The 18,571-nt window shown below is 69.7% G+C and carries 14 protein-coding genes; 9 read left to right on the forward strand and 5 right to left on the reverse strand.

The features are described 5' to 3' along the window. Positions 1-43 precede the first annotated feature (43 nt). From B7495_RS00220 to B7495_RS00260, 9 genes are all read left to right on the forward strand, one after another. A complete protein-coding gene (locus B7495_RS00220) occupies positions 44-931 on the forward strand; it encodes a PRD domain-containing protein (protein ID WP_088454813.1) in 888 nt (295 codons plus the stop codon). A gap of 200 nt (positions 932-1,131) precedes the next feature. Then, positions 1,132-2,985: a beta-glucoside-specific PTS transporter subunit IIABC gene (locus tag B7495_RS00225; RefSeq protein ID WP_088454814.1), complete on the forward strand. Its 1,854-nt coding sequence runs from the start codon at positions 1,132-1,134 to the stop codon at positions 2,983-2,985. A 99-nt stretch (positions 2,986-3,084) separates the two neighbouring features. Then, positions 3,085-4,506, forward strand: a complete 1,422-nt coding sequence (locus tag B7495_RS00230) for a glycoside hydrolase family 1 protein (RefSeq protein ID WP_088454815.1) — start codon at positions 3,085-3,087, stop codon at positions 4,504-4,506. Between the two features lie 80 nt (positions 4,507-4,586). Then, positions 4,587-5,444, forward strand: coding sequence for a Cof-type HAD-IIB family hydrolase (locus tag B7495_RS00235; protein ID WP_088454816.1), 858 nt, complete (start codon positions 4,587-4,589; stop codon positions 5,442-5,444). 38 nt (positions 5,445-5,482) lie between these two features. After that, positions 5,483-6,340: an aminoglycoside phosphotransferase family protein gene (locus B7495_RS00240; protein WP_088454817.1), complete on the forward strand. Its 858-nt coding sequence runs from the start codon at positions 5,483-5,485 to the stop codon at positions 6,338-6,340. A 54-nt stretch (positions 6,341-6,394) separates the two neighbouring features. Beyond that, a complete protein-coding gene (locus B7495_RS00245; RefSeq protein ID WP_205748695.1) occupies positions 6,395-7,447 on the forward strand; it encodes an outer membrane lipoprotein carrier protein LolA in 1,053 nt (350 codons plus the stop codon). Continuing rightward, complete coding sequence (locus B7495_RS00250) at positions 7,444-8,469, forward strand: ABC transporter ATP-binding protein (RefSeq protein WP_088454818.1); 1,026 nt, start codon at positions 7,444-7,446, stop codon at positions 8,467-8,469. Before B7495_RS00245 ends, B7495_RS00250 begins: the two co-directional genes overlap by 4 nt. Before the next feature lie 109 nt (positions 8,470-8,578). Next, positions 8,579-9,382, forward strand: a complete 804-nt coding sequence (locus B7495_RS00255) for an ABC transporter permease (protein ID WP_240632526.1) — start codon at positions 8,579-8,581, stop codon at positions 9,380-9,382. 274 nt (positions 9,383-9,656) lie between these two features. Further along, positions 9,657-11,087 (forward strand): Mur ligase family protein, encoded by a 1,431-nt coding sequence (locus B7495_RS00260; protein ID WP_240632317.1) that lies wholly within the window; start codon positions 9,657-9,659, stop codon positions 11,085-11,087. Positions 11,088-11,124: 37 nt separating this feature from the next. Here the strand turns inward: B7495_RS00260 and hutI are convergent, their stop codons facing one another. The 5 genes from hutI to hutH form a co-directional block, all read right to left on the reverse strand. Next, positions 11,125-12,333: an imidazolonepropionase gene (hutI, locus tag B7495_RS00265; protein WP_088454819.1), complete on the reverse strand. Its 1,209-nt coding sequence runs from the start codon at positions 12,331-12,333 to the stop codon at positions 11,125-11,127. 183 nt (positions 12,334-12,516) lie between these two features. Continuing rightward, positions 12,517-13,980 carry a formimidoylglutamate deiminase gene (locus tag B7495_RS00270; RefSeq protein ID WP_240632318.1) on the reverse strand — a complete coding sequence of 488 codons (1,464 nt, stop codon included), beginning with the start codon at positions 13,978-13,980 and terminating at the stop codon, positions 12,517-12,519. Then, positions 13,977-15,185 carry an allantoate amidohydrolase gene (locus B7495_RS00275; RefSeq protein ID WP_088457792.1) on the reverse strand — a complete coding sequence of 403 codons (1,209 nt, stop codon included), beginning with the start codon at positions 15,183-15,185 and terminating at the stop codon, positions 13,977-13,979. The genes B7495_RS00270 and B7495_RS00275 overlap by 4 nt, the downstream gene beginning before the upstream one ends. Next, on the reverse strand, positions 15,178-16,929 hold the full coding sequence (hutU, locus tag B7495_RS00280) for a urocanate hydratase (protein ID WP_088454820.1): 1,752 nt from the start codon (positions 16,927-16,929) through the stop codon (positions 15,178-15,180). Before hutU ends, B7495_RS00275 begins: the two co-directional genes overlap by 8 nt. A gap of 41 nt (positions 16,930-16,970) precedes the next feature. Then, complete coding sequence (gene hutH / locus B7495_RS00285; protein WP_088454821.1) at positions 16,971-18,551, reverse strand: histidine ammonia-lyase; 1,581 nt, start codon at positions 18,549-18,551, stop codon at positions 16,971-16,973. Positions 18,552-18,571 lie beyond the last annotated feature (20 nt).

An 18,571-nucleotide genomic window follows, 5' to 3' on the forward strand; every position in this document is an offset into this window, starting at 1 on the left:
AGCGATCCGGTCACTTGAACGGCCGACGCTGTAAACTTCGGCCATGACGACGGACCGCAGCGTGGCGCGCAGCCCGGCCGTTGTGGCGCACAAGGTGCTCAACAACAACGTCGTCATCTCGGTCGACAGCGCCGGCCAGGAACGGGTACTGATGGGGCGGGGGCTGGGATTCCAGCTGCAGCCCACCGACACCATCGACCCGGCGAAGGTCGAGAAGACCTTCATCCTCGAGCAGGGCAGCGGAGCCGATCACGCCCGGCAGCTGCTCGCCTCGGTACCGTACCCGGTCATCGAGGCCGTCACGGCCGCAGTCGATGAGGCCGAGCGGATCCTGGGGCGCAGCCTCGGTCGGCGGCTGCCGATGGCCATCATCGACCACGTGCAATACGTGCTCGAGCGTATGCAGAAAGGCATTCGGATCCCGAGCACGGCGATGCCCGAACTGCGCGTGCTGCACCCGCAGGAGTTCGACGCGGCGCTGGCGATGGCACGATCCGTCAGTGCCAGTCTCCAGACCGACCTCCCGGCGGAGGAGGCCGTATTCCTCACGATGCATATTCTCAACGCGACCCGGGACGAGCCCAACGGCACCGCGGCGCTGCTCTTCCGTCGGGTACAGCACGTGGTCACCACGGTCGAGGGCGGCCTCGGCGTGCAGCTGGACGTGGCGAGCCCGGACTACGCGCGGTTCATCCTGCACATCCAATTTCTCCTGCAGCGACTCGTGGCCAAGACGATGCTGCGAGGCTCCGACACGTCGTTCTTCGAGTTCGCCAAACACAGTTATCCGCGCTCGTACGCGATCGCCGCCGACGTCAAGCTGTACGTCAGTGAAGCCACCGGCTCCGAGCTCACCGATGAAGAACTCCTCTACGTGATCGTGCACGTGGAGCGCCTGGCCAACCAGGTTGTGGATGGCGCAGCGCCCTGACGGTGTGCTAGCGTAAGCGTCGCAGGGCGAAGACGACCTGTGGAAGCTCTTCGGATTGTTACTGCGCAAGCAGGCAAAACCTGGACTCTCATCGCATAGCGCGATGTCTGAGTTCAGGTCTTTTTTTTGCCCAAAATCCGAAGTCCCGCTTCCTTGGCACGAAGAAGCCGCGATGCCGCGGCGGAAGGTGAACCAGAACGATGGATTACTCCAAAACCGCTGCTGCGGTTCTCAAGGGCGTGGGCGGCGAAGACAATGTCTCGTCGCTGGTGCATTGCGCCACCCGGCTGCGGTTCGTGATCAAGGACGACTCGAAGATCGACAAGGCCGGCGTGAAGGCGGCCCCGGGCGTCATCGCCACGGCCGAGGCCGGCGGCCAGTACCAGGTCGTCATCGGCAACGAGGTCCCAGAGGTCTTCGCCGAGATCGCGAAGATCTCCAAGCTCGCCGGTCTGTCCGCGAACGAGACGTCCGCCCCGGACGGACCCAAGGGAAACCTTCTCAACCGCTTCATCGCGATGATCTCGGCGATCTTCACCCCGCTGGTATGGGCTCTGGCCGGAACGGGCCTGCTCAAGGCGTTCCTCGCCGCGGCGGTCACCTTCGGCTGGCTCGACAACACGACCACGACGTACGTGATCCTCAATGCGCTGTCGGATGCGTTCATCAATTTCCTGCCGCTCGCACTGGCGATCACGGCGGCAAAGTACTTCAAGGCCGAGCAGTTCACCTCACTCGCGATCGCGGGCGCCTTCGTCTATCCGTCGATCGTCGCCCTCAACGGGGTGCCCGACATAACCTTCTTCGGTATCCCCGTCACAATGGTCAGCTATGTGTCGAGTGTCATCCCGATCATCGTCATCGTCTGGCTGCAGAGCCACGCCGAGCGCTTTCTCTACGCCAAGCTTCCCGCCGCGATCCGCCGGTTCGTCACCCCGATGCTCCTGGTTGTTGTTCTCGTTCCGCTGACCTTCCTCGCCATCGGCCCGCTCTCCAACCTGATCAGCGGCGGCCTCGCCGGCGGCATCGGCTGGATTTTCACCGTTCTGCCGTGGCTCGGCGGCGCAATCATGGGCGGTCTGTGGCAGGTTTTTGTAATCTTCGGTTTGCATTGGGGCTTTGTTCCCCTGATGACGGCCGAGTTGCAGAGCACAGGTTTGACCTACCTCCTGGCGCCCCTATTCGCTGCAGTTCTGGCGCAGGCCGCGGCCGTCACCGGTGTCTGGGTTCGCACCAAAGATGCGAACCTGAGGTCCCTCGCGGCCCCCGCCGCGCTGTCTGGCTTCCTGGCCGGTGTCACCGAGCCAGCCATCTACGGCGTGAATCTGCCGCTCAAGCGCCCGTTCCTGTATGGAATCATCGGCGGTGTCATCGGCGGCGGGCTGATTTCGGCGGGCGGTGTGGCCGGCAACGCCTTCGTGCTCCCCTCGGCACTGGGCCTTCCCGCGCTATTCAGCGAGGGAAGCATCGTGATGCTGGTCCTCGGCCTTGCCGTCGCCATCCTGGTGCCGTTCCTCCTCACCGTCATCGTCGGCTTCAAGGATCCGGTCGCTGAGAGCGCCGCCCCGGTGGATGGCACCGACCTTGTCGTCCTCAGCCCGCTGGACGGCACCGCCGTTCCGATCACCGAGGTTCCCGACGCCGTCTTCGCCGGTGGCGCACTCGGCAAGGGTGTTGCGATCATCCCCCGCGTCGGCGCTCTGTACGCCCCGTTCGACGCTCTCGTGGTCGCCGCGTTCCCGACCGGTCACGCGATTGGCCTGCAGCACGCCGACGGCGCTGAAGCGCTGATCCACATCGGCATCAACACTGTCAAGCTCGGCGGCAAGCACTTCTCCCTCAAGGTCGAAAAGGGACAGCAGGTCAAAGCCGGCGACCTCCTGGTGGAGTTCGACATCGCCGCGATCACCGCGGCCGGCTACGACGTGACCACGCCGGTCATCATCACCAACCCGAAGAAGTACCCGACTATCGGCTCGCCCGCATCGGGACCGGTGGCCCACGGTGACGCCCTCTTCCTCGCCATCGCCGAAGCAGAACTAGCCACCGCCTAACAAGCACACCCAGCACGTCTCGGCGGAGGATCGGCCCGGCCGCTCCTCCGCCCCGTGCACTGCACCACATCTGCACTGCGCAATAGAAGGAGCACACGAATGACTGATTCAACAACGTTTCCCGCTGATTTCCTCTGGGGCGGCGCCACTGCCGCGAACCAGATCGAAGGCGCATACAACGAGGGCGGCAAGGGCCTGTCGATCCAGGACGTCATGCCCCAGGGCATCACTACGCCGCGTACTGACGGCCCCACCGACGACAACCTCAAGCAGGTGGCCATCGACTTCTACCACCGCTACGCCGAAGACATCGCCCTGTTCGCCGAGATGGGCTTCAAGACCTTCCGCTTCTCCATCGCCTGGAGCCGGATCTTCCCGCTCGGCGACGAGGCCGAGCCCAACGAAGAGGGCCTCGCGTTCTACGAGCGGGTTCTCGACGAGTGCGAGAAGCACGGCATCGAGCCGCTGGTGACCATCTCGCACTACGAGACGCCGCTCCACCTCACCGACACCTACGACGGCTGGGTCAACCGCGAGCTGATCGGCTTTTACGAGCGCTACGCCCGCGTGCTCTTCGCCCGCTACGGCGCCCGGGTGAAGTACTGGCTCACGTTCAACGAGATCAATTCCGTGCTGCACGCCCCGCTTCTCTCTGGCGGTATCAACACTCCCAAGGACCAGCTCACCAAAACCGACCTGTACCAGGCCGTGCACAACGAGCTGGTTGCCAGCGCGCTGGCTACCAAGGCCGCCCGCGAGCTCGCCCCGAACGCCCAGGTCGGCTGCATGATCCTCGCAATGCCGGTGTACCCGCTGTCGTCGTCTCCCGATGACATGATGGCGTCACTCACCACCGAGCGCACCAACCTCGCGTTCGGCGACATCCACGTGCGCGGCGAATACCCGGGCTACTACCGGCGGAGCCTGCGCGACCAGGGCGTCGACCTTGTCATCACCGACGACGACCGCGCTGTCCTCAAAGAGAACACCGTCGACTTCGTCTCGTTCAGCTACTACGTGAGTGTGGCCGAGACGGCCGACGAATCGCAGCGGGTCGTGGGCGAGGGCAACATTTTCCCCGGCGTGCGCAACCCGACGCTGAAGGCATCCGAGTGGGGCTGGCAGATCGACCCCGTGGGCCTGCGCATCGTGCTCAACCAGTTCTGGGACCGCTGGCAGAAGCCGCTGTTCATCGTGGAGAACGGCCTGGGTGCCAAGGACGAACTCGTCGAGGTCGACGGTCGCAAGACCGTCATCGACGACTACCGCATCGCCTACCTGAACGACCACCTCGTGCAGGTCGGTGAGGCGCTCACCGATGGTGTGGAGGTGATGGGCTTCACACCCTGGGGCTGTATCGACCTCGTCAGTGCCAGCACGGCACAGATGAGCAAGCGCTACGGGTTCATCTACGTCGACCGCAACGACGACGGCAGCGGCACCCTCGACCGGTACAAGAAGAAGTCCTTCGACTGGTACGCCGAGGTCATCGAATCGAACGGTGCCAGCCTCACCCGCTAGCGTCGATGTATACGTACTAACCCTTAGGTGGGCTCCCGGGCCCGGTTCGGCTCCGGAGACCGCCTCGTTTGGAGCTCCACATGATTTCCCCGCGCATCGCTTTTCTCGACGTGGACGGCACTCTCATCGACTCGGGCGAAGTGATCGCCCCGTCCACCATCGAGGCGGTGCGGACCGCCAGGGCGAACGGGCACCTGGTCTACCTGAGCACCGGGCGGGCGTCGGTGGAGATCTATGCGGCGATCCGCGACATCGGCTTCGACGGTGCCATCACCGCCGGTGGCGGTTTCGCCGAGATCGGCGACGAGCTCGTGATCTCCCGCACGATGCCCGAGGATGCGGTCGCCCGGATGGTCGGCTTCTATGAGGAGTCGGGGTACGACTTCTACCTGCAGTCCTACGACGAGCTCTTCCCGAGCCCCGGGGTTCGGGGGCGGTTCGCGGCGTACCTCGACGACGACAGCGAGCGGAAGGGTGAAACCCATACTGACCTGGCCTCCGTGACCGACGCCGACGAGCACCCCGCGCTGAAGGCATTCGCCGACGTACGACCGCTTCGTTACACCGGCATCGCGAAGTCCGTGTTCCTCGCCGCCGACCTCACGGCCTTCGACAGGGTGTCGGAAGCGCTCAGCGGCGACTTCCACGTGATCACCGGCACCATCCCGCACATGGGTAGGGGCAGCGGCGAGGTCACCCTTGACGGGGTGAACAAGGGCACGACCCTCCTGCAGCTGCTCGACAGGCTCGGCATCGACGCGGCATCCGCCATCGGCATCGGCGACAGCACCAACGACATCGAGATGCTGCAGGTCTGCGGCGTCGGCATCGCCATGGGCAACGCCACCGACACGGTCAAGGCGCACGCCGACGAGGTCACCACCTCGGTCCTCGACGACGGCGTCTGGAACGCGTTCCGCCGCCACGGCCTGATCTGAGTGCTGCTCGCCCCGGGTTGCGCGGGTAGCCTGAGCGGATGAACGAGCCCTCGGCCGAGATGCGCGCGCGGCTGACCGCGTGGGGTGTGACGCCCGTGGGGACGGGGTTCTCGACACCGTCGAGCGAGCTCATGCCCGGTACCCGCGGGGGTGAAGCCGTGATGCTCAAGATCGCGCTGGTGGAGGAGGAAGCTCGGGGTGCCACCCTCCTCGAGTGGTGGGGCGGGCATGGAGCCGCGCGGGTGTTGGCGCGGACCGACCGGGCGACGCTGATGGTGCGAGCGACCGGTTCTCGCGATCTGACGGTCATGGCGGCGGCGGGTCAGGATGCGGCAGCGACAGCCGTCCTCGTGCAGACCGCGCTGACCTTGCACGAGCACACACCGCCCTCCTCCAGCGAGGTGCCTCTCGTCGCCCTCCGCGACTGGTTCCAGGTCCTGCTCACCACCCGGTCCGACGACCCGGTGCTGCAGCGGGCGGCCGAACGGGCCGAACGGCTGCTGGCCACGACCTCGCCGGCGGATGTTGCGGTGCTGCACGGCGACATCCACCACGGCAACGTGCTCGACTTCGGCGACCGCTGGGCGGTGATCGATCCGAAGGGCCTGATCGGGCATCGCGCCTTCGACTTCGCCAACATCCTCTGCAACCCGACAGAGACGGCCGCGCTCGACAATCTCGCGGCGCGGCTGACCACCATCAGCCGCCAGGCGAGCATCGACCCGGTGACGCTAGCGGAGTGGACCATCGCCTGGTGCGGTCTGTCCCTGGCCTGGGCGCTGGGCGACGCCATTCCCACCTGGCATGCCCGAACCGCCCGCGCCGTGGCGGAACTCCTGTTGGAAAGCCTGAACGACGGGTATAAGTCGAGTGGAACTTTCAGCATCGGAGCGTAGTGTCGGGGATACGCATTGCGCAGTTCTATGTGGTGACACTGGAGGTCTTCTGTCATGTCCCGAACCTGGTTGAAGTGGATGCCCGCCGTCGCGGTTCCCACCGTGATCGTCGCGGGGGTCCTCGCGGTTCCGTTGCAGGCCGGCGCGGCCGTTGACCTGCCGGACAAGACCCCGCAGGACGTGCTCGAACTGGCGGCCGGCAGCACCGTCGACACCTTCTCCGGCACCATCGAGCAGACCTCGGAACTCGGACTGCCCGAGATCCCCAGCACCGGGGACGCCGCCACCGCCGAGTTCGCCGACGCCCTCGACCTGCTCACCGGCAGTCACACCGTGCGGGTCTACCAGAACGGCCCCGACCAGAGCCGGGTACAGGTGCAGGACACCATGTCCGAGCGCAACCTGATTCAGAACGGCGCCGACCTCTGGCTCTACGACTCCGCCGACAACACCGCCGCGCACACGACCCTGCCGGCCGACACGGGTGACCGGTCGGCGCCGGGTTACACGCCGAGCGAGATGGCCGACACGTTCCTCGCCGAGGTGGCGCCAAGCACCGAGGTGACCCTGGGTGAGAACACCGAGGTGGCCGGTCGCACCGCGTACGAGCTGGTGCTCACCCCGAACACCGACGACACCCTGGTGGGATCCGTCTCGATCGCTGTCGACTCCGAGACCGGGCTGCCGCTGCGCGTGCAGGTCGAGGCGCAGGAGGCAGCGGAGCCCGTGATCAGCGTGGCCTTCACCTCGCTCAGCTTCGACGCCCCGCCCGCCGACCTGTTCGTCTTCACCGCGCCGGCCGGAGCCACGGTCACCGAGGAGACCCTGCCCGCCAAGGACGCGGCCGGCCACCCCGAGGGTGAGACCAGCGGCGTGACCGTCACGGGCTCCGGCTGGGACGCCGTCGTGTCTGTGCCGGCCGGCGCGGATGCCGCGGCCATGGCCGAACTCACCGCCTCACCCCTGTACAGCCAGCTCACCGACGCCGTTGACGGCGGCCGGGCCCTGAGCACCACCCTCATGAGCGTGCTGATCACGGACGACGGCCGGGTCTTCGCCGGTTCCGTCCCTGTGGAGCGGCTGCAGGCCGCCGCAGCCCAGGAGTGACCATCGCCGCCCGGGCCGGCGACCTGGCCATCGAGACCCGGGCTCTTACCAAGCGGTTCGGCCGCCAGATCGCCGTGGACGCCATCGACCTTGCCGTGCCGATGGGCTCGGTGTTCGGCTTCCTCGGCCCGAACGGGTCGGGCAAGACCACCAGTATCCGGGTGATGCTCGGTCTCGCCGCGGCCACCAGCGGCGAGGTCAGCCTGCTCGGTGAGTCGATGCCGGGCCGCCTGGCCAGGGTGCTGCCGCAGGTGGGCGCCCTGGTGGAGGGCCCCGCGTTCTACCCGTTCCTCTCCGGCGCCGCCAACCTGCGCCGGCTCGACTCCGCCGACCGCGCCGCGCCCGGCCGCAGCCGCCGGGCCCGGGTGGACCGCGCGCTGGACCGGGTGGGCTTGTCGAACGCGGCGGGCAAGAAGGTGTCGGCGTACTCGCTGGGTATGAAGCAGCGCCTGGGCATCGCCAACGCCCTGCTGATGCCGCGCCGACTGCTCGTGCTGGACGAACCGACCAACGGACTCGACCCGCAGGGCACCCGCGAGGTGCGCGCCCTGGTGCGATCCCTGGCCGGCGAGGGGACCACGGTCTTCGTGTCCAGCCATCTGCTCGCCGAGGTGGAGCACATGTGCACGCACGCGGCCATCATGAGCGCCGGACGCCTGGTGTCCCAGGGCACCCTCGACGAGCTGCGCGCCGGTGCAGCCAGGGTGCGGGTGCGAACCCCGGATGCCGCGGCGGCGATCCGGGTGCTGGCCGCCGCCGGACTGGTGGCCGAGCTGGAGTCCCCGCCGGACGAGCGCGGCGCCGAGAGTTTCTCCTCCGCCGGCGGTTCCTCGAACCGGCCCGCCGACCACTGGGTGAGCGCCCCCCTCGAGGTGCCCGCAGGCGGACACCTCGCAGAGGAAGACCTCGTCGCGGCGCTCGTCGCCGGCGGGGTGCGGGTGCGTGGCTTCCACCTGCAGGACACCAGCCTCGAGGACCGCTTCGTGGCTCTCACCGGAGAGGGGTTCGACGTTGTCCGATAAGACGGTGTCCCATAAGACGGTGTCCGATAGGTCGGTGTCCGACAGAACGTCGCCAGAGAGTGGGCCAGCGGCATCCTCGGCGACGGCTCGACCCGGCGGCGCCTGGGCGCTGCTGGTCTCCGAACTGACGGTGCTCTTCCGCCGCCGCCGCACCTGGGCGCTGCTGCTCGCGTTGGCCGCGGTGCCGGTGCTCATCGCCGTCGCCGTGCGGCTCTCCTCGCAGGAGCCGACCCCCGGCCGCGGTCCGCCGTTCCTCGACCAGGTCACCCAGAACGGCCTGTTCGTCGCCGTGACCGGACTCATCGTGTCGATCCCGCTGTTCCTGCCGCTCACCGTGGGCGTCGTCGCGGGCGACACCATCGCGGGCGAGGCCGGCCTGGGCACCCTGCGCTACCTGCTCGCGGCCCCGGCCGGACGGGTCTGGTTGCTCGTGGTGAAGTACATCGGCGCCGCGGTGTTCTGCCTCGCGGCAACGCTCACCGTCGTCACCGCCGGGGTGCTCGCCGGGCTGGCACTGTTCCCGGTTGGCCCGCTGACCCTGCTCTCCGGAGATACCATCAGCCTGGCCGAGTCATTCCTGCGGGCCCTGCTCATCGCCGGCTACGTCACGGTCTCACTGCTCGGCCTCTCGGCCATCGGGCTGTTCCTCTCCACCCTCACCGTGGTGCCCGTCGGGGCGATGGCCGCCACCATCGTGCTCTCGGTCGTGGCGCAAGTGCTCGACTCTCTGCCGCAACTGGACTGGCTGCATCCGTGGCTGTTCAGCCACTACTGGCTCGACTTCGCCGATTTGCTGCGGCAACCGATCGATTTCACCTCGTTCGGCGCCAACGCGTTGCTGCAGGGCGGCTATCTGCTGGTCTTCGGGGCGCTCGCCTACGGCCGATTCGCCACCAAGGACATCCTGAGCTGAGGGCGCGGGGCAACCCGAGACGGGCCCGCGCTGCGCCGCTTTCTATGCAATTGACATGAGTGTGCCAGAACGGGCCGCTATCGCAGGTCCCTTGCAGAACGGGAGCCTACGGTAATATTCTGCCCTCATTCGGGGGGTGAATCCGGAGGCACCTGTTTTGGCAATCGAAAGTACCCCACCCGTCGTTAGACCGAGCAGCCCGCCGCGGGTTCGCTTGGCGGATGTTGCCGTTCGGGCCGACACCTCGTGCGCCCCGGCCGACGCGGGCACAATCGTGACGGGCATCGCCCTCTCCACCCAGTCGGTGCAGCCGGGCGACCTTTTTGTGGCCCTGCCCGGCAAGAACGGCCACGGCGCCGCGTACACCGACGGCGCGGTGCAGGCCGGCGCGGTCGCCGTGCTCACCGATGCAGACGGCGAGGCCGAGGCGCGTGCCGCCGGCGTGCCCGTTCTCGTGAGCGACAACCTGCGCGGTCGCCTGGGCGACCTCAGCGCCTTCATCTACGGCACCGCCGACAGCGCCCCCACGATCTTCGGCATCACCGGAACCAACGGCAAGACCACCACCGCCTACGTGCTCGAGGCCGTGCTGCGCCAGATGGGCCTGGTCACCGGCCTGTCCACCACGGCCGAACGCCACATCGCGGGCGAGGTCTTCGTCTCCAGGCTCACCACCCCAGAGGCCACCGACGTGCACGCTCTCCTCGCCCGCATGAAGGAAAAGCAGGTGGAGGCCGTGGTGCTCGAAGTCAGCGCCCAGGGCCTGACCCACGGCAGGGTCGACGGCATCGTCTTCGACGTCGCCGGCTTCACCAACCTCTCGATCGACCACCTCGACGACTACGGCACCATGGAGAACTACTTCGACGCCAAGGAGCTTCTGTTCCGGCCGGACCGCGCCCGCAGAGGCGTCGTGAGCATGGAGACCCCCTGGGGCCTCAAGCTGCTGTCCGAGCCGAAGATCCCGGTGACCTCGATCTCGGCGGATGCCAAGACCGACCCGGATTGGCGCCTGGAGATCCTCGAGGCCCTGCCGGAGGCCACCCGGTTCCGGGTGCAGAACCGGGCCGGCGAGTTCGTCGAAACGACGGTCGCGCTGCTGGGCGACCACCTCGTCGCGGACGCCGGGCTGGCCGTGGCGATGATCGTCGAGGCCGGCTACGACGCCGCCCGGGTACAGGCGGCGCTGCAGGACGGCATCGAGGTGTACATCCCCGGCCGCACCGAGAGCGTGTCCGGTCCGACCGGCCCGCGCGTCTACGTGGACTTCGGCCACAGCTCCGACGCGTTCGAGAAGACCCTGCGTGCGGTCAAGGCCGTCACCACGGGCCGGGTCATCATGCTCTTCGGCGCCGACGGCGACCGGGACCCGGTCAAGCGCCCCGAAATGGCGCGCGTCGCGGCGGCCGGCTCCGACATCGTGGTCATCACCGACCATCACCCCCGCTTCGAAGACCCGGCCAGCATCCGACGGATGCTCGTGGACGCCGCCAGGGAAGCCTTCCCCACCAAGCAGATCGTGGAGGTCTCACCGCCGGAGGCCGCGATCGACTACGCGGTCGACCTGGCCAGGGACGGCGATGCCATCCTCTGGGCCGGACCCGGCCACCAGGACTACCGCGATATTCGAGGCGTGCGCACACCGTACTCGGCGCGCGCGTTGGCCCGGGAGGCCCTGGCCCGGCACGGCTGGCCGGTCTCCTAACTCGCGAACTGTGACTTAATCACCAAGACTCCCGGTTTCAGGTGCTCAAGTCACGGCTTACGCGGGGGTGGGCGCGCACACCCTCGGTCCAGGTGGCGACGCAGAGCGGTACCCCCGGCCGGTAGGCCAGATGTGCCACCGACGGGGCATCCAGCACCTGCAGATCGGCGCGGCCGCCGATGCGGAGCGAGCCCACGGCATCCGGCCCGTGCTCACGGCCGACCGCCCGCGCCGCGCCGCGGGTGGCCGCCCACACCGCCTCGCGCACGGTCAGGCCCATCTGCAGCACCGCCGTGGCCACGCAGAACGGCATCGACGTGGTGTACGAGGTGCCCGGGTTGCAGTTGCTGGCCAGTGCGATGTGCGCGCCCGCATCGAGCAGCCGTCGGGCGGGCGGGAACGGCTGCCGGGTGGACAGGTCGCAGGCCGGAAGCAGGGTGGCCACGGTGTCGGAGCCGGCCAGGGCGTCGATGTCGGCGTCGTCGAGGTGGTTGCAGTGGTCCACGCTGGCGCAGCCGAGCTCCACGGCGACCCGCACGCCACCGCCGGCGCCGAGCTGGTTGCCGTGCAGGCGGAGGCCCAACCCGGCGGCCCGGCCGGCGAGCAGCACCTCGCGGCACTCGTCGACGTCGAACGCCCCGGTCTCGCAGAACGCGTCGATGAAGTCGACGTGCGGGGCCACCGCCTGAAGCATCGGACCGGTCACCAGGTCGAGGTAGTCGCGCCGGTCGATGCCCGGCGGCACCAGGTGGGCGCCGAGGAAGGTGACGACGTCGGCGACCTCGGCCGCCGCCCTGGCCCCGCGGAGTTCGCTGGCCAGGTCGAGGCCGTAGCCGGTCTTGGTCTCCAGGAAGGTGGTGCCCGAGGCAGCGGCCTCCCGGCGGAGGCGGCGGGCATTGGCGACCAGATCGGCCTCGCTCGCCGCCCGGGTGGCGGCCACCGTGGTGGCAATGCCGCCGGCTGCATATCTCTGCCCGGCCATGCGGGCCTCGAACTCGGCAGCCCGGTCACCGGCGAAAACCAGGTGGGTGTGGGTGTCGACCCAACCGGGGAGCACCGCCCGGCCGTGCACATTCACCTCGCTGTCGGCGGCGGGCGCGTCGGCGGCCGGCCCGATCCAGGCGATGCGGCCGTTCTCGATCACGAGCGCGGCATCCGCCAGCCTGTTGTCGTCATGACTGTCTTGGCTGGACTCGGCGGCTTGGGTGGTGAGCTCTGCGATCCCGGTGATCAGTTCGGCGGTCATCGTCGGGCCTTCCGGTCGGGTGTAGAACGGTGGGAGTCGGGTCGGGCTGAGCGAGGCGGGATTTCTCGGCGGACCGCGGCCCGGGCATCCGGCCCGATGCAACTGTTCCTGTTCCGGACAATTGTGGCCGGTGCGCCGGTAACAATTGTCCGCATGGGGCACAGAAGAGCCGGGCGCGGGTCGTCATGCGGGGCTCGGGGCGGCGGGGAAGCTGCCTGTGTCGGGGGAGCTGAGGGCGTCGAAGGGATCGAGGGCATCGAGCACCTCGCCGAGGAGCGCCGCGGGCGACCCGTCGAGGGCGAGGGCGGCCGCGGCGGTGCCCACCAAGCGGCCACTGTCGGCGACGATGCGGCCGGCCACGATCACCCGCCGCACGTCACTCGCCGTGGCGGCGAGCACGAGCTGGTCGAGCCGGGCACCGACGGTGCGGATGCTGCGCGCATCGACCTCGACCAGGTCGGCCGGGTCACCCGGGACCAGGCGCGCGCGACCGAGGCCGAGGGCGGCGTAACCGGCGGTGCCGGCGGCCTGCAGCAGCTCCGCCGGGGTGAACCGGCCGCGACAGCCGGAGGCCAGGCGTTCGCCCATCTCCAGGCCGCGCAGCTCCATGAACGGGTCGATTACGGCGTTCTGATCGGAGCCCAGGGCGACCGGTGAGCCCGCGTCGGCCAGGGCCCGGGCCGAACCGATGCCGTCGCCGAGGTCGGCCTCGGTGCTCGGGCACATCGATACGGTGACACCGTTGGTGCCGAGTAGGCGCACGTCGTCGTCGCTGAGGTGGGTGGCGTGCACCACGCTCAACCGTGGTGTGAGCGCGCCGAGGCCGTCAAGCAGTCCGGTCGGCGTGACCCCGTAGGCGGCCAGGCAGTCAGCGTTCTCTTGCACCTGCTCGGAGAGGTGGATGTGCAGCGGAACGTCGGCCGGCAACCCGGCGAGGATCTCGCGCATGGCCTCCGTCGGGACCGCCCGCACGGAGTGCAGCGCGGCACCGAGGCTGACCAGGGCCGGTTCGGCCGGCCGGGCGGCGGCATCCGCGTCGAGAGTCTCGCGCAGACGCGCCCAGCGGGCCAGCCAGCCGGCGGCCGAACCGTCGCCGAAGGCGCGTTGCTCGGGCCGCAACGGGGTATGGATACCGCCGGCCAGGTAGCTGGTGTCCAGCAGCACCAAGCGGATGCCCACCTCGCGGGCCGCGGTCGCCAGCGCGAGCTCCATGGCGTGGGCCTGCGGGTACGGCGCGCCGCCCGACTGGTGGTGCAGGTAGTGGAATTCGCCGACGGCGGTGTAGCCGCTGACCAGCATCTCGGCGAAAACGGCCCGCGCCAGTCGCAGATAGCGCTCGGGGGTGAGCGCCTGCGCCACGGCGTACATGGACTCACGCCAGTGCCAGAAATCGCCGCCCTGGTCGTGGGTGCGGCCGCGGAGCGCCCGGTGGAAGGCGTGCGAGTGCGCGTTGGCCAGGCCGGGCAGAACAGTGCCGAGGCGGACGTCACCGGGCTCGACCGGAACACCATCGGCGCGGTCGGTCAGGCGCCCGTCGATGCCGGCGGACAGGCGCACGCCGGCGACCGCGACGCCGTCGGCCAGCAGCGCCTCGCACCAGTAGGTGGCGACTGTCGGCAGCGGGCTGCTCGCCGGGGGCGGGGTCACAGCAGCTCCCGCAGCAGGGTGTCGAGGGCTTCGACGCCGGCGAGGCAATCCGCCAGGGTGGCGAATTCCTCGGGGGAGTGCGAGATGCCGGTGGGGTTGCGCACGAACAGCATCGCGGTGGGCAGCCGGGCGGCGAGCACTCCGGCGTCGTGGCCGGCTCCCGTGGCCAGCGCGGGCACGCCGCCGAGCGCGAGGGCCAGGCGGGCGGCCAGCTCCGGGTCGAAGGTGACGGTGCCGGTCCAGGACTCCTCGACCACGGTCGCGGCGCAGCCGGAGTGCGGGGCCTGCAGCCGGGCGGTGATGTCGGCGACCACGGCGCGGGCCTGGTCGTCGGTGTCCGCGCGGGCGTCCAGCCAGGCGGTGACGGCGGAGGGGATCACGTTGGTGCCGCCGGGTATCGCCTCGATGCGGCCGACGGTGGCTCGGGCCCCCGGGTTGGCCAGGGCGGCCTTCTGCACCGCGACGATGGCGTGTGCCGCGGCCACCATGGGGTCGCGGCGGCCGGTCATCGGGGTGGCGCCGGCATGGTTGCCCTGGCCGGTGAAACTCAGCCGCCAGCGCCCGTGGGCGAGGATGGAGGAGGCCACCGCGACGGGTTCACCGAGGTCGATCAGGCGCCGGCCCTGCTCTACATGCAGTTCCAGGAATATACCGATGCGGTCGAGGGCGGCCTGGTCTCGGCCCAGGTGTGCAGGGTTGAGCCCGGCCGTTTTCGCCGCCTCGGCGAGGGTGATTCCCGCCCGGTCGGTCAGGGCACGGGCCGTATCGGCGTCGATCGCGCCGGAGAGCAGCCGGGAACCGAGGCAGGCCACCCCGAATCTCGAGCCCTCCTCCTCGGCGAACACCAGCACGGCGCAGGGCCGGCTCGGCACGAAACCGGCGGCCTGCAGTCGGGCGACGGCGTCGAGGGCGGAGACCACGCCGAGCGGGCCGTCGTAGGCGCCGCCGCCGGGCACCGAGTCGAGGTGGCTGCCGACCACCACGGCATCCGCGCCAGGTTCGCCCCACCACGCCCAGGTGTTGCCGTTGCGGTCTGTCTCCACAGCCAGCCCGAGCCGCTCGGCACGTTCGGTGAACCAGGCCCGCAGCTCGTGTTCGGCCGGCTCCCAGAGGTGCCGGGAGTAGCCGGCGGCACGCCGGTCCCTGCCGGTGTCGGCGATCTCGTCGAGGCCGGCCAGCAGGCCGTGCGCGATGAGGTCAGGCATGCGGCGCATCCGCGACCGAGCCGGCGGGCGCATCCGTCTCCCACATCGGCACCCGCAGGCCGCGTTCGCGGGCCACCTCTTCGGCGCGTTCGTAGCCGGCGTCGACGTGGCGCATGACGCCGGTGCCCGGGTCGTTGGTGAGTACCCGTTCGATCTTCTCGGCGGCCAGCGGGGTGCCGTCGGCCACGATCACCTGTCCGGCGTGGATGCTGCGGCCGATGCCGACCCCGCCGCCGTGGTGGATCGAGACCCAGGTGGCGCCGGACGCGGTGTTCAGCAGGGCGTTCAGCAGCGGCCAGTCGGCGATGGCGTCTGACCCGTCTTTCATGGCCTCGGTCTCCCGGTAGGGCGAGGCGACCGAGCCGGAATCGAGGTGATCACGGCCGATCACGATCGGGGCGGAGAGTTCGCCGGAGGCGACCATCTGATTGAACTTGAGGCCGGCCAGGTGGCGTTCCTGGTAGCCGAGCCAACAGATGCGGGCGGGCAGGCCCTCGAAGCGCACCTTCTCGCCGGCGGCGGTGATCCAGCGGCGCAGGTGCTCGTCGTGCGGAAACAGGTCCACGATCGCCTTGTCGGTGGCCGCGATGTCGGCCGGGTCGCCGGAGAGCGCCGCCCAGCGGAACGGGCCCTTGCCCTCGGCGAAGAGCGGCCGGATGTAGGCGGGCACGAAGCCGGGGAACTCGAACGCCCGCTCGCAGCCACCGAGCAGCGCCTCGGCGCGGATGGAGTTGCCATAGTCGAAGACCTCGGCTCCGGCATCCTGAAAATCGACCATCGCCTGCACCTGCTTGGCCATCGCGGCGCGGGCCCGGTCGGTGAACTCTTCGGGTTTGTCGGCGGCGTAGGCGTGCCAGTCGGCGACGCTGACGCCCTCGGGCAGGTACGCGAGCGGGTCGTGTGCGCTGGTCTGGTCGGTGACGATATCGATGGCTACCTCGCGGGCGCGGAGCTCGGCGAACACCGTGGCGGCGTTGCCGACCAGGCCCACCGACAGTGGCCGGCGATCGGCCTTCGCCGCCAGCACCCGGGCGATGGCGTCGTCGATGTCGTCGGTCATCTCGTCGAGGTAGCCGCGCTCGACCCGGCGCTCGAGCCGGGACGGGTCGACGTCGACGATGAGCACGACGCCCTCGTTGAGGGTGACCGCCATCGGCTGGGCGCCGCCCATGCCGCCGGCGCCGCCGGTGAGGGTGAGGGTGCCGGCCAGGGTGCCGTTGAACCTCTTGGCGGCCACGGCGGCGAAGGTCTCGTAGGTGCCCTGCAGGATGCCCTGGGTGCCGATGTAGATCCAGGATCCGGCGGTCATCTGGCCGTACATGGTGAGGCCCAGGGCCTCGAGCCTGCGGAACTCCGGCCAGGTGGCCCAGTCGCCGACGAGGTTGGAGTTGGCGATCAGCACCCGGGGCGCCCACTCGTGGGTACGGAACACGCCCACCGGCTTGCCCGACTGCACGAGCAGGGTCTCATCCTTCTCCAGCGTGGTGAGGGTGCGCACGATGGCGTCGTACGCCGCCCAGTTGCGGGCAGCCTTGCCGGTGCCGCCGTAGACCACCAGCTTCTCCGGGTGCTCGGCGACCTCGGGGTCGAGGTTGTTCATCAGCATCCGCAGCGGGCCCTCGGTCTGCCAGCTCTTGGCGGTGAGGGTGTTGCCGCGGGCGGCGCGCACGACGCGCGGGGCGTGCGGGTCGGTGGGCGGCGCATCCGCGGCTGCTGGCGCCGTGCTGTCGGTCAGGTCGGTCATGAGCGGGTCTGCTTTCTCGAGAGCTGAGCGTGCGGATGCGGTTAGTACAGCGAGCCGGTCATGGTCTGGGCGGCGTCGAGTAGGGCGCCGCTGCGTGCGGATGCGGCGACCGACTCGATTTCGGGGGAGAGGAACCGGTCGGGGCCGGGGCCGGCAACGCCCCGGCGCACCTCGGCCAGCACGGCACCGGTCGCGGGCCCGGGCTTCAGCGGCGCGCGCAGGTCGAGGGCGCGGCTCGCGGTCATGATCTCGATGCCGAGCACCCGGGCGAGGCCGTTGATGCCGGTGCGGAGCTTGCGGGCGGCGTGCCAGCCCATGGATACGTGGTCCTCCTGCATGGCCGAGGAGGGGATCGAGTCGACCGAGGCCGGCACGGCGAGGCGCTTGAGCTCGGAGACGATGCCGGCGGCGGTGTACTGGGCGATCATCAGGCCGGAGTCGACCCCCACGTCGTGGGCGAGGAAGGCCGGGAGACCGTTGTTGCGGGCCGGATCGAGCATCCGGTCGGTGCGGCGCTCGGACATGCTCGCCACGTCCGCGACGGCGATGGCGAGGAAGTCGAGCACGTAGGCGACCGGGGCGCCGTGGAAGTTGCCGTTGGACTCGACACGGCCGTCGAGAGTGACGACGGGGTTGTCGATCGCTGAGGCCAGTTCGCGGTCGGCGATGCGGCCCGCGTGCTCAACGGTGTCCCGGGCGGCGCCGTGCACCTGCGGGGCGCAGCGCAGCGAGTACGCGTCCTGCACCCTGGTGCACTCCGGAGTCTGGTGGCTGGCCACGATCGGCGAGCCGGCGAGCAGGTGGCGGAGGTTCTCGGCGGAGGCCTGCTGGCCCAGCTGTGGGCGGAGGCCGGCGAGGTCGGCGGCGAAGACGGCGTCGGAGCCGAGCAGGGCCTCGATGCTCATCGCGGCGGCCACGTCGGCGGTGGAGAACAGGGTCTGCAGGTCGTGCAGAGCCAGGCTGAGCTGGCCGAGCATGCCATCCGTGCCGTTGATCAGGGCCAGGCCCTCCTTCTCGGCCAGGAGCACCGGCTCGAGGCCGGCGGCGGCCAGGGCGTCGGCGGCGGTCAGCTCAGTACCGGCGCGGTCGCGCACGGTGCCCTCGCCCATCAGCGCCAGGGCGCAGTGCGCCAGCGGGGCCAGGTCGCCCGAGCAGCCGAGCGAGCCGTATTCGCGCACGATCGGGGTGATGCCGGCGTTGAGCAGGCCTGCATACGCCTCCGCGGTCGACAGACGGATGCCGGTGCGCCCGGTGAGCAGGGTGGACAGGCGCAACAACATCAGGGCGCGCACGGTCTCCCGTTCCACCTCGGGGCCGGAGCCGGCCGCGTGTGAGCGCACCAGGCTCTGCTGCAGCCGGGTGCGATCGGCGGCGTCGATGAAGGTGGTGGCCAGGGCGCCGAAGCCCGTGGAGATGCCGTAGTGCGGCGCCGTGTCGGTGGCGAGCACCTCGATGGTGGCCCGGCTGGCGGCCACGGCGGCGCGGGCGTCATCGCCGAGCAGCACCGGGGCGTCGTGGCGGGCGACGGCCACGACATCCGCCACGGAGACCGGGCCGGTGCCCACTGTGACGGGGGCCGGGGTGATGTTGGTGGCGGGCAGGACGGTGTCGACGGTGTGCATGTGTCCATCTGACTCCTGCC

The organism is Cryobacterium sp. LW097 (assembly GCF_002205495.2).
Lineage (GTDB): Bacteria > Actinomycetota > Actinomycetes > Actinomycetales > Microbacteriaceae > Cryobacterium > Cryobacterium zongtaii.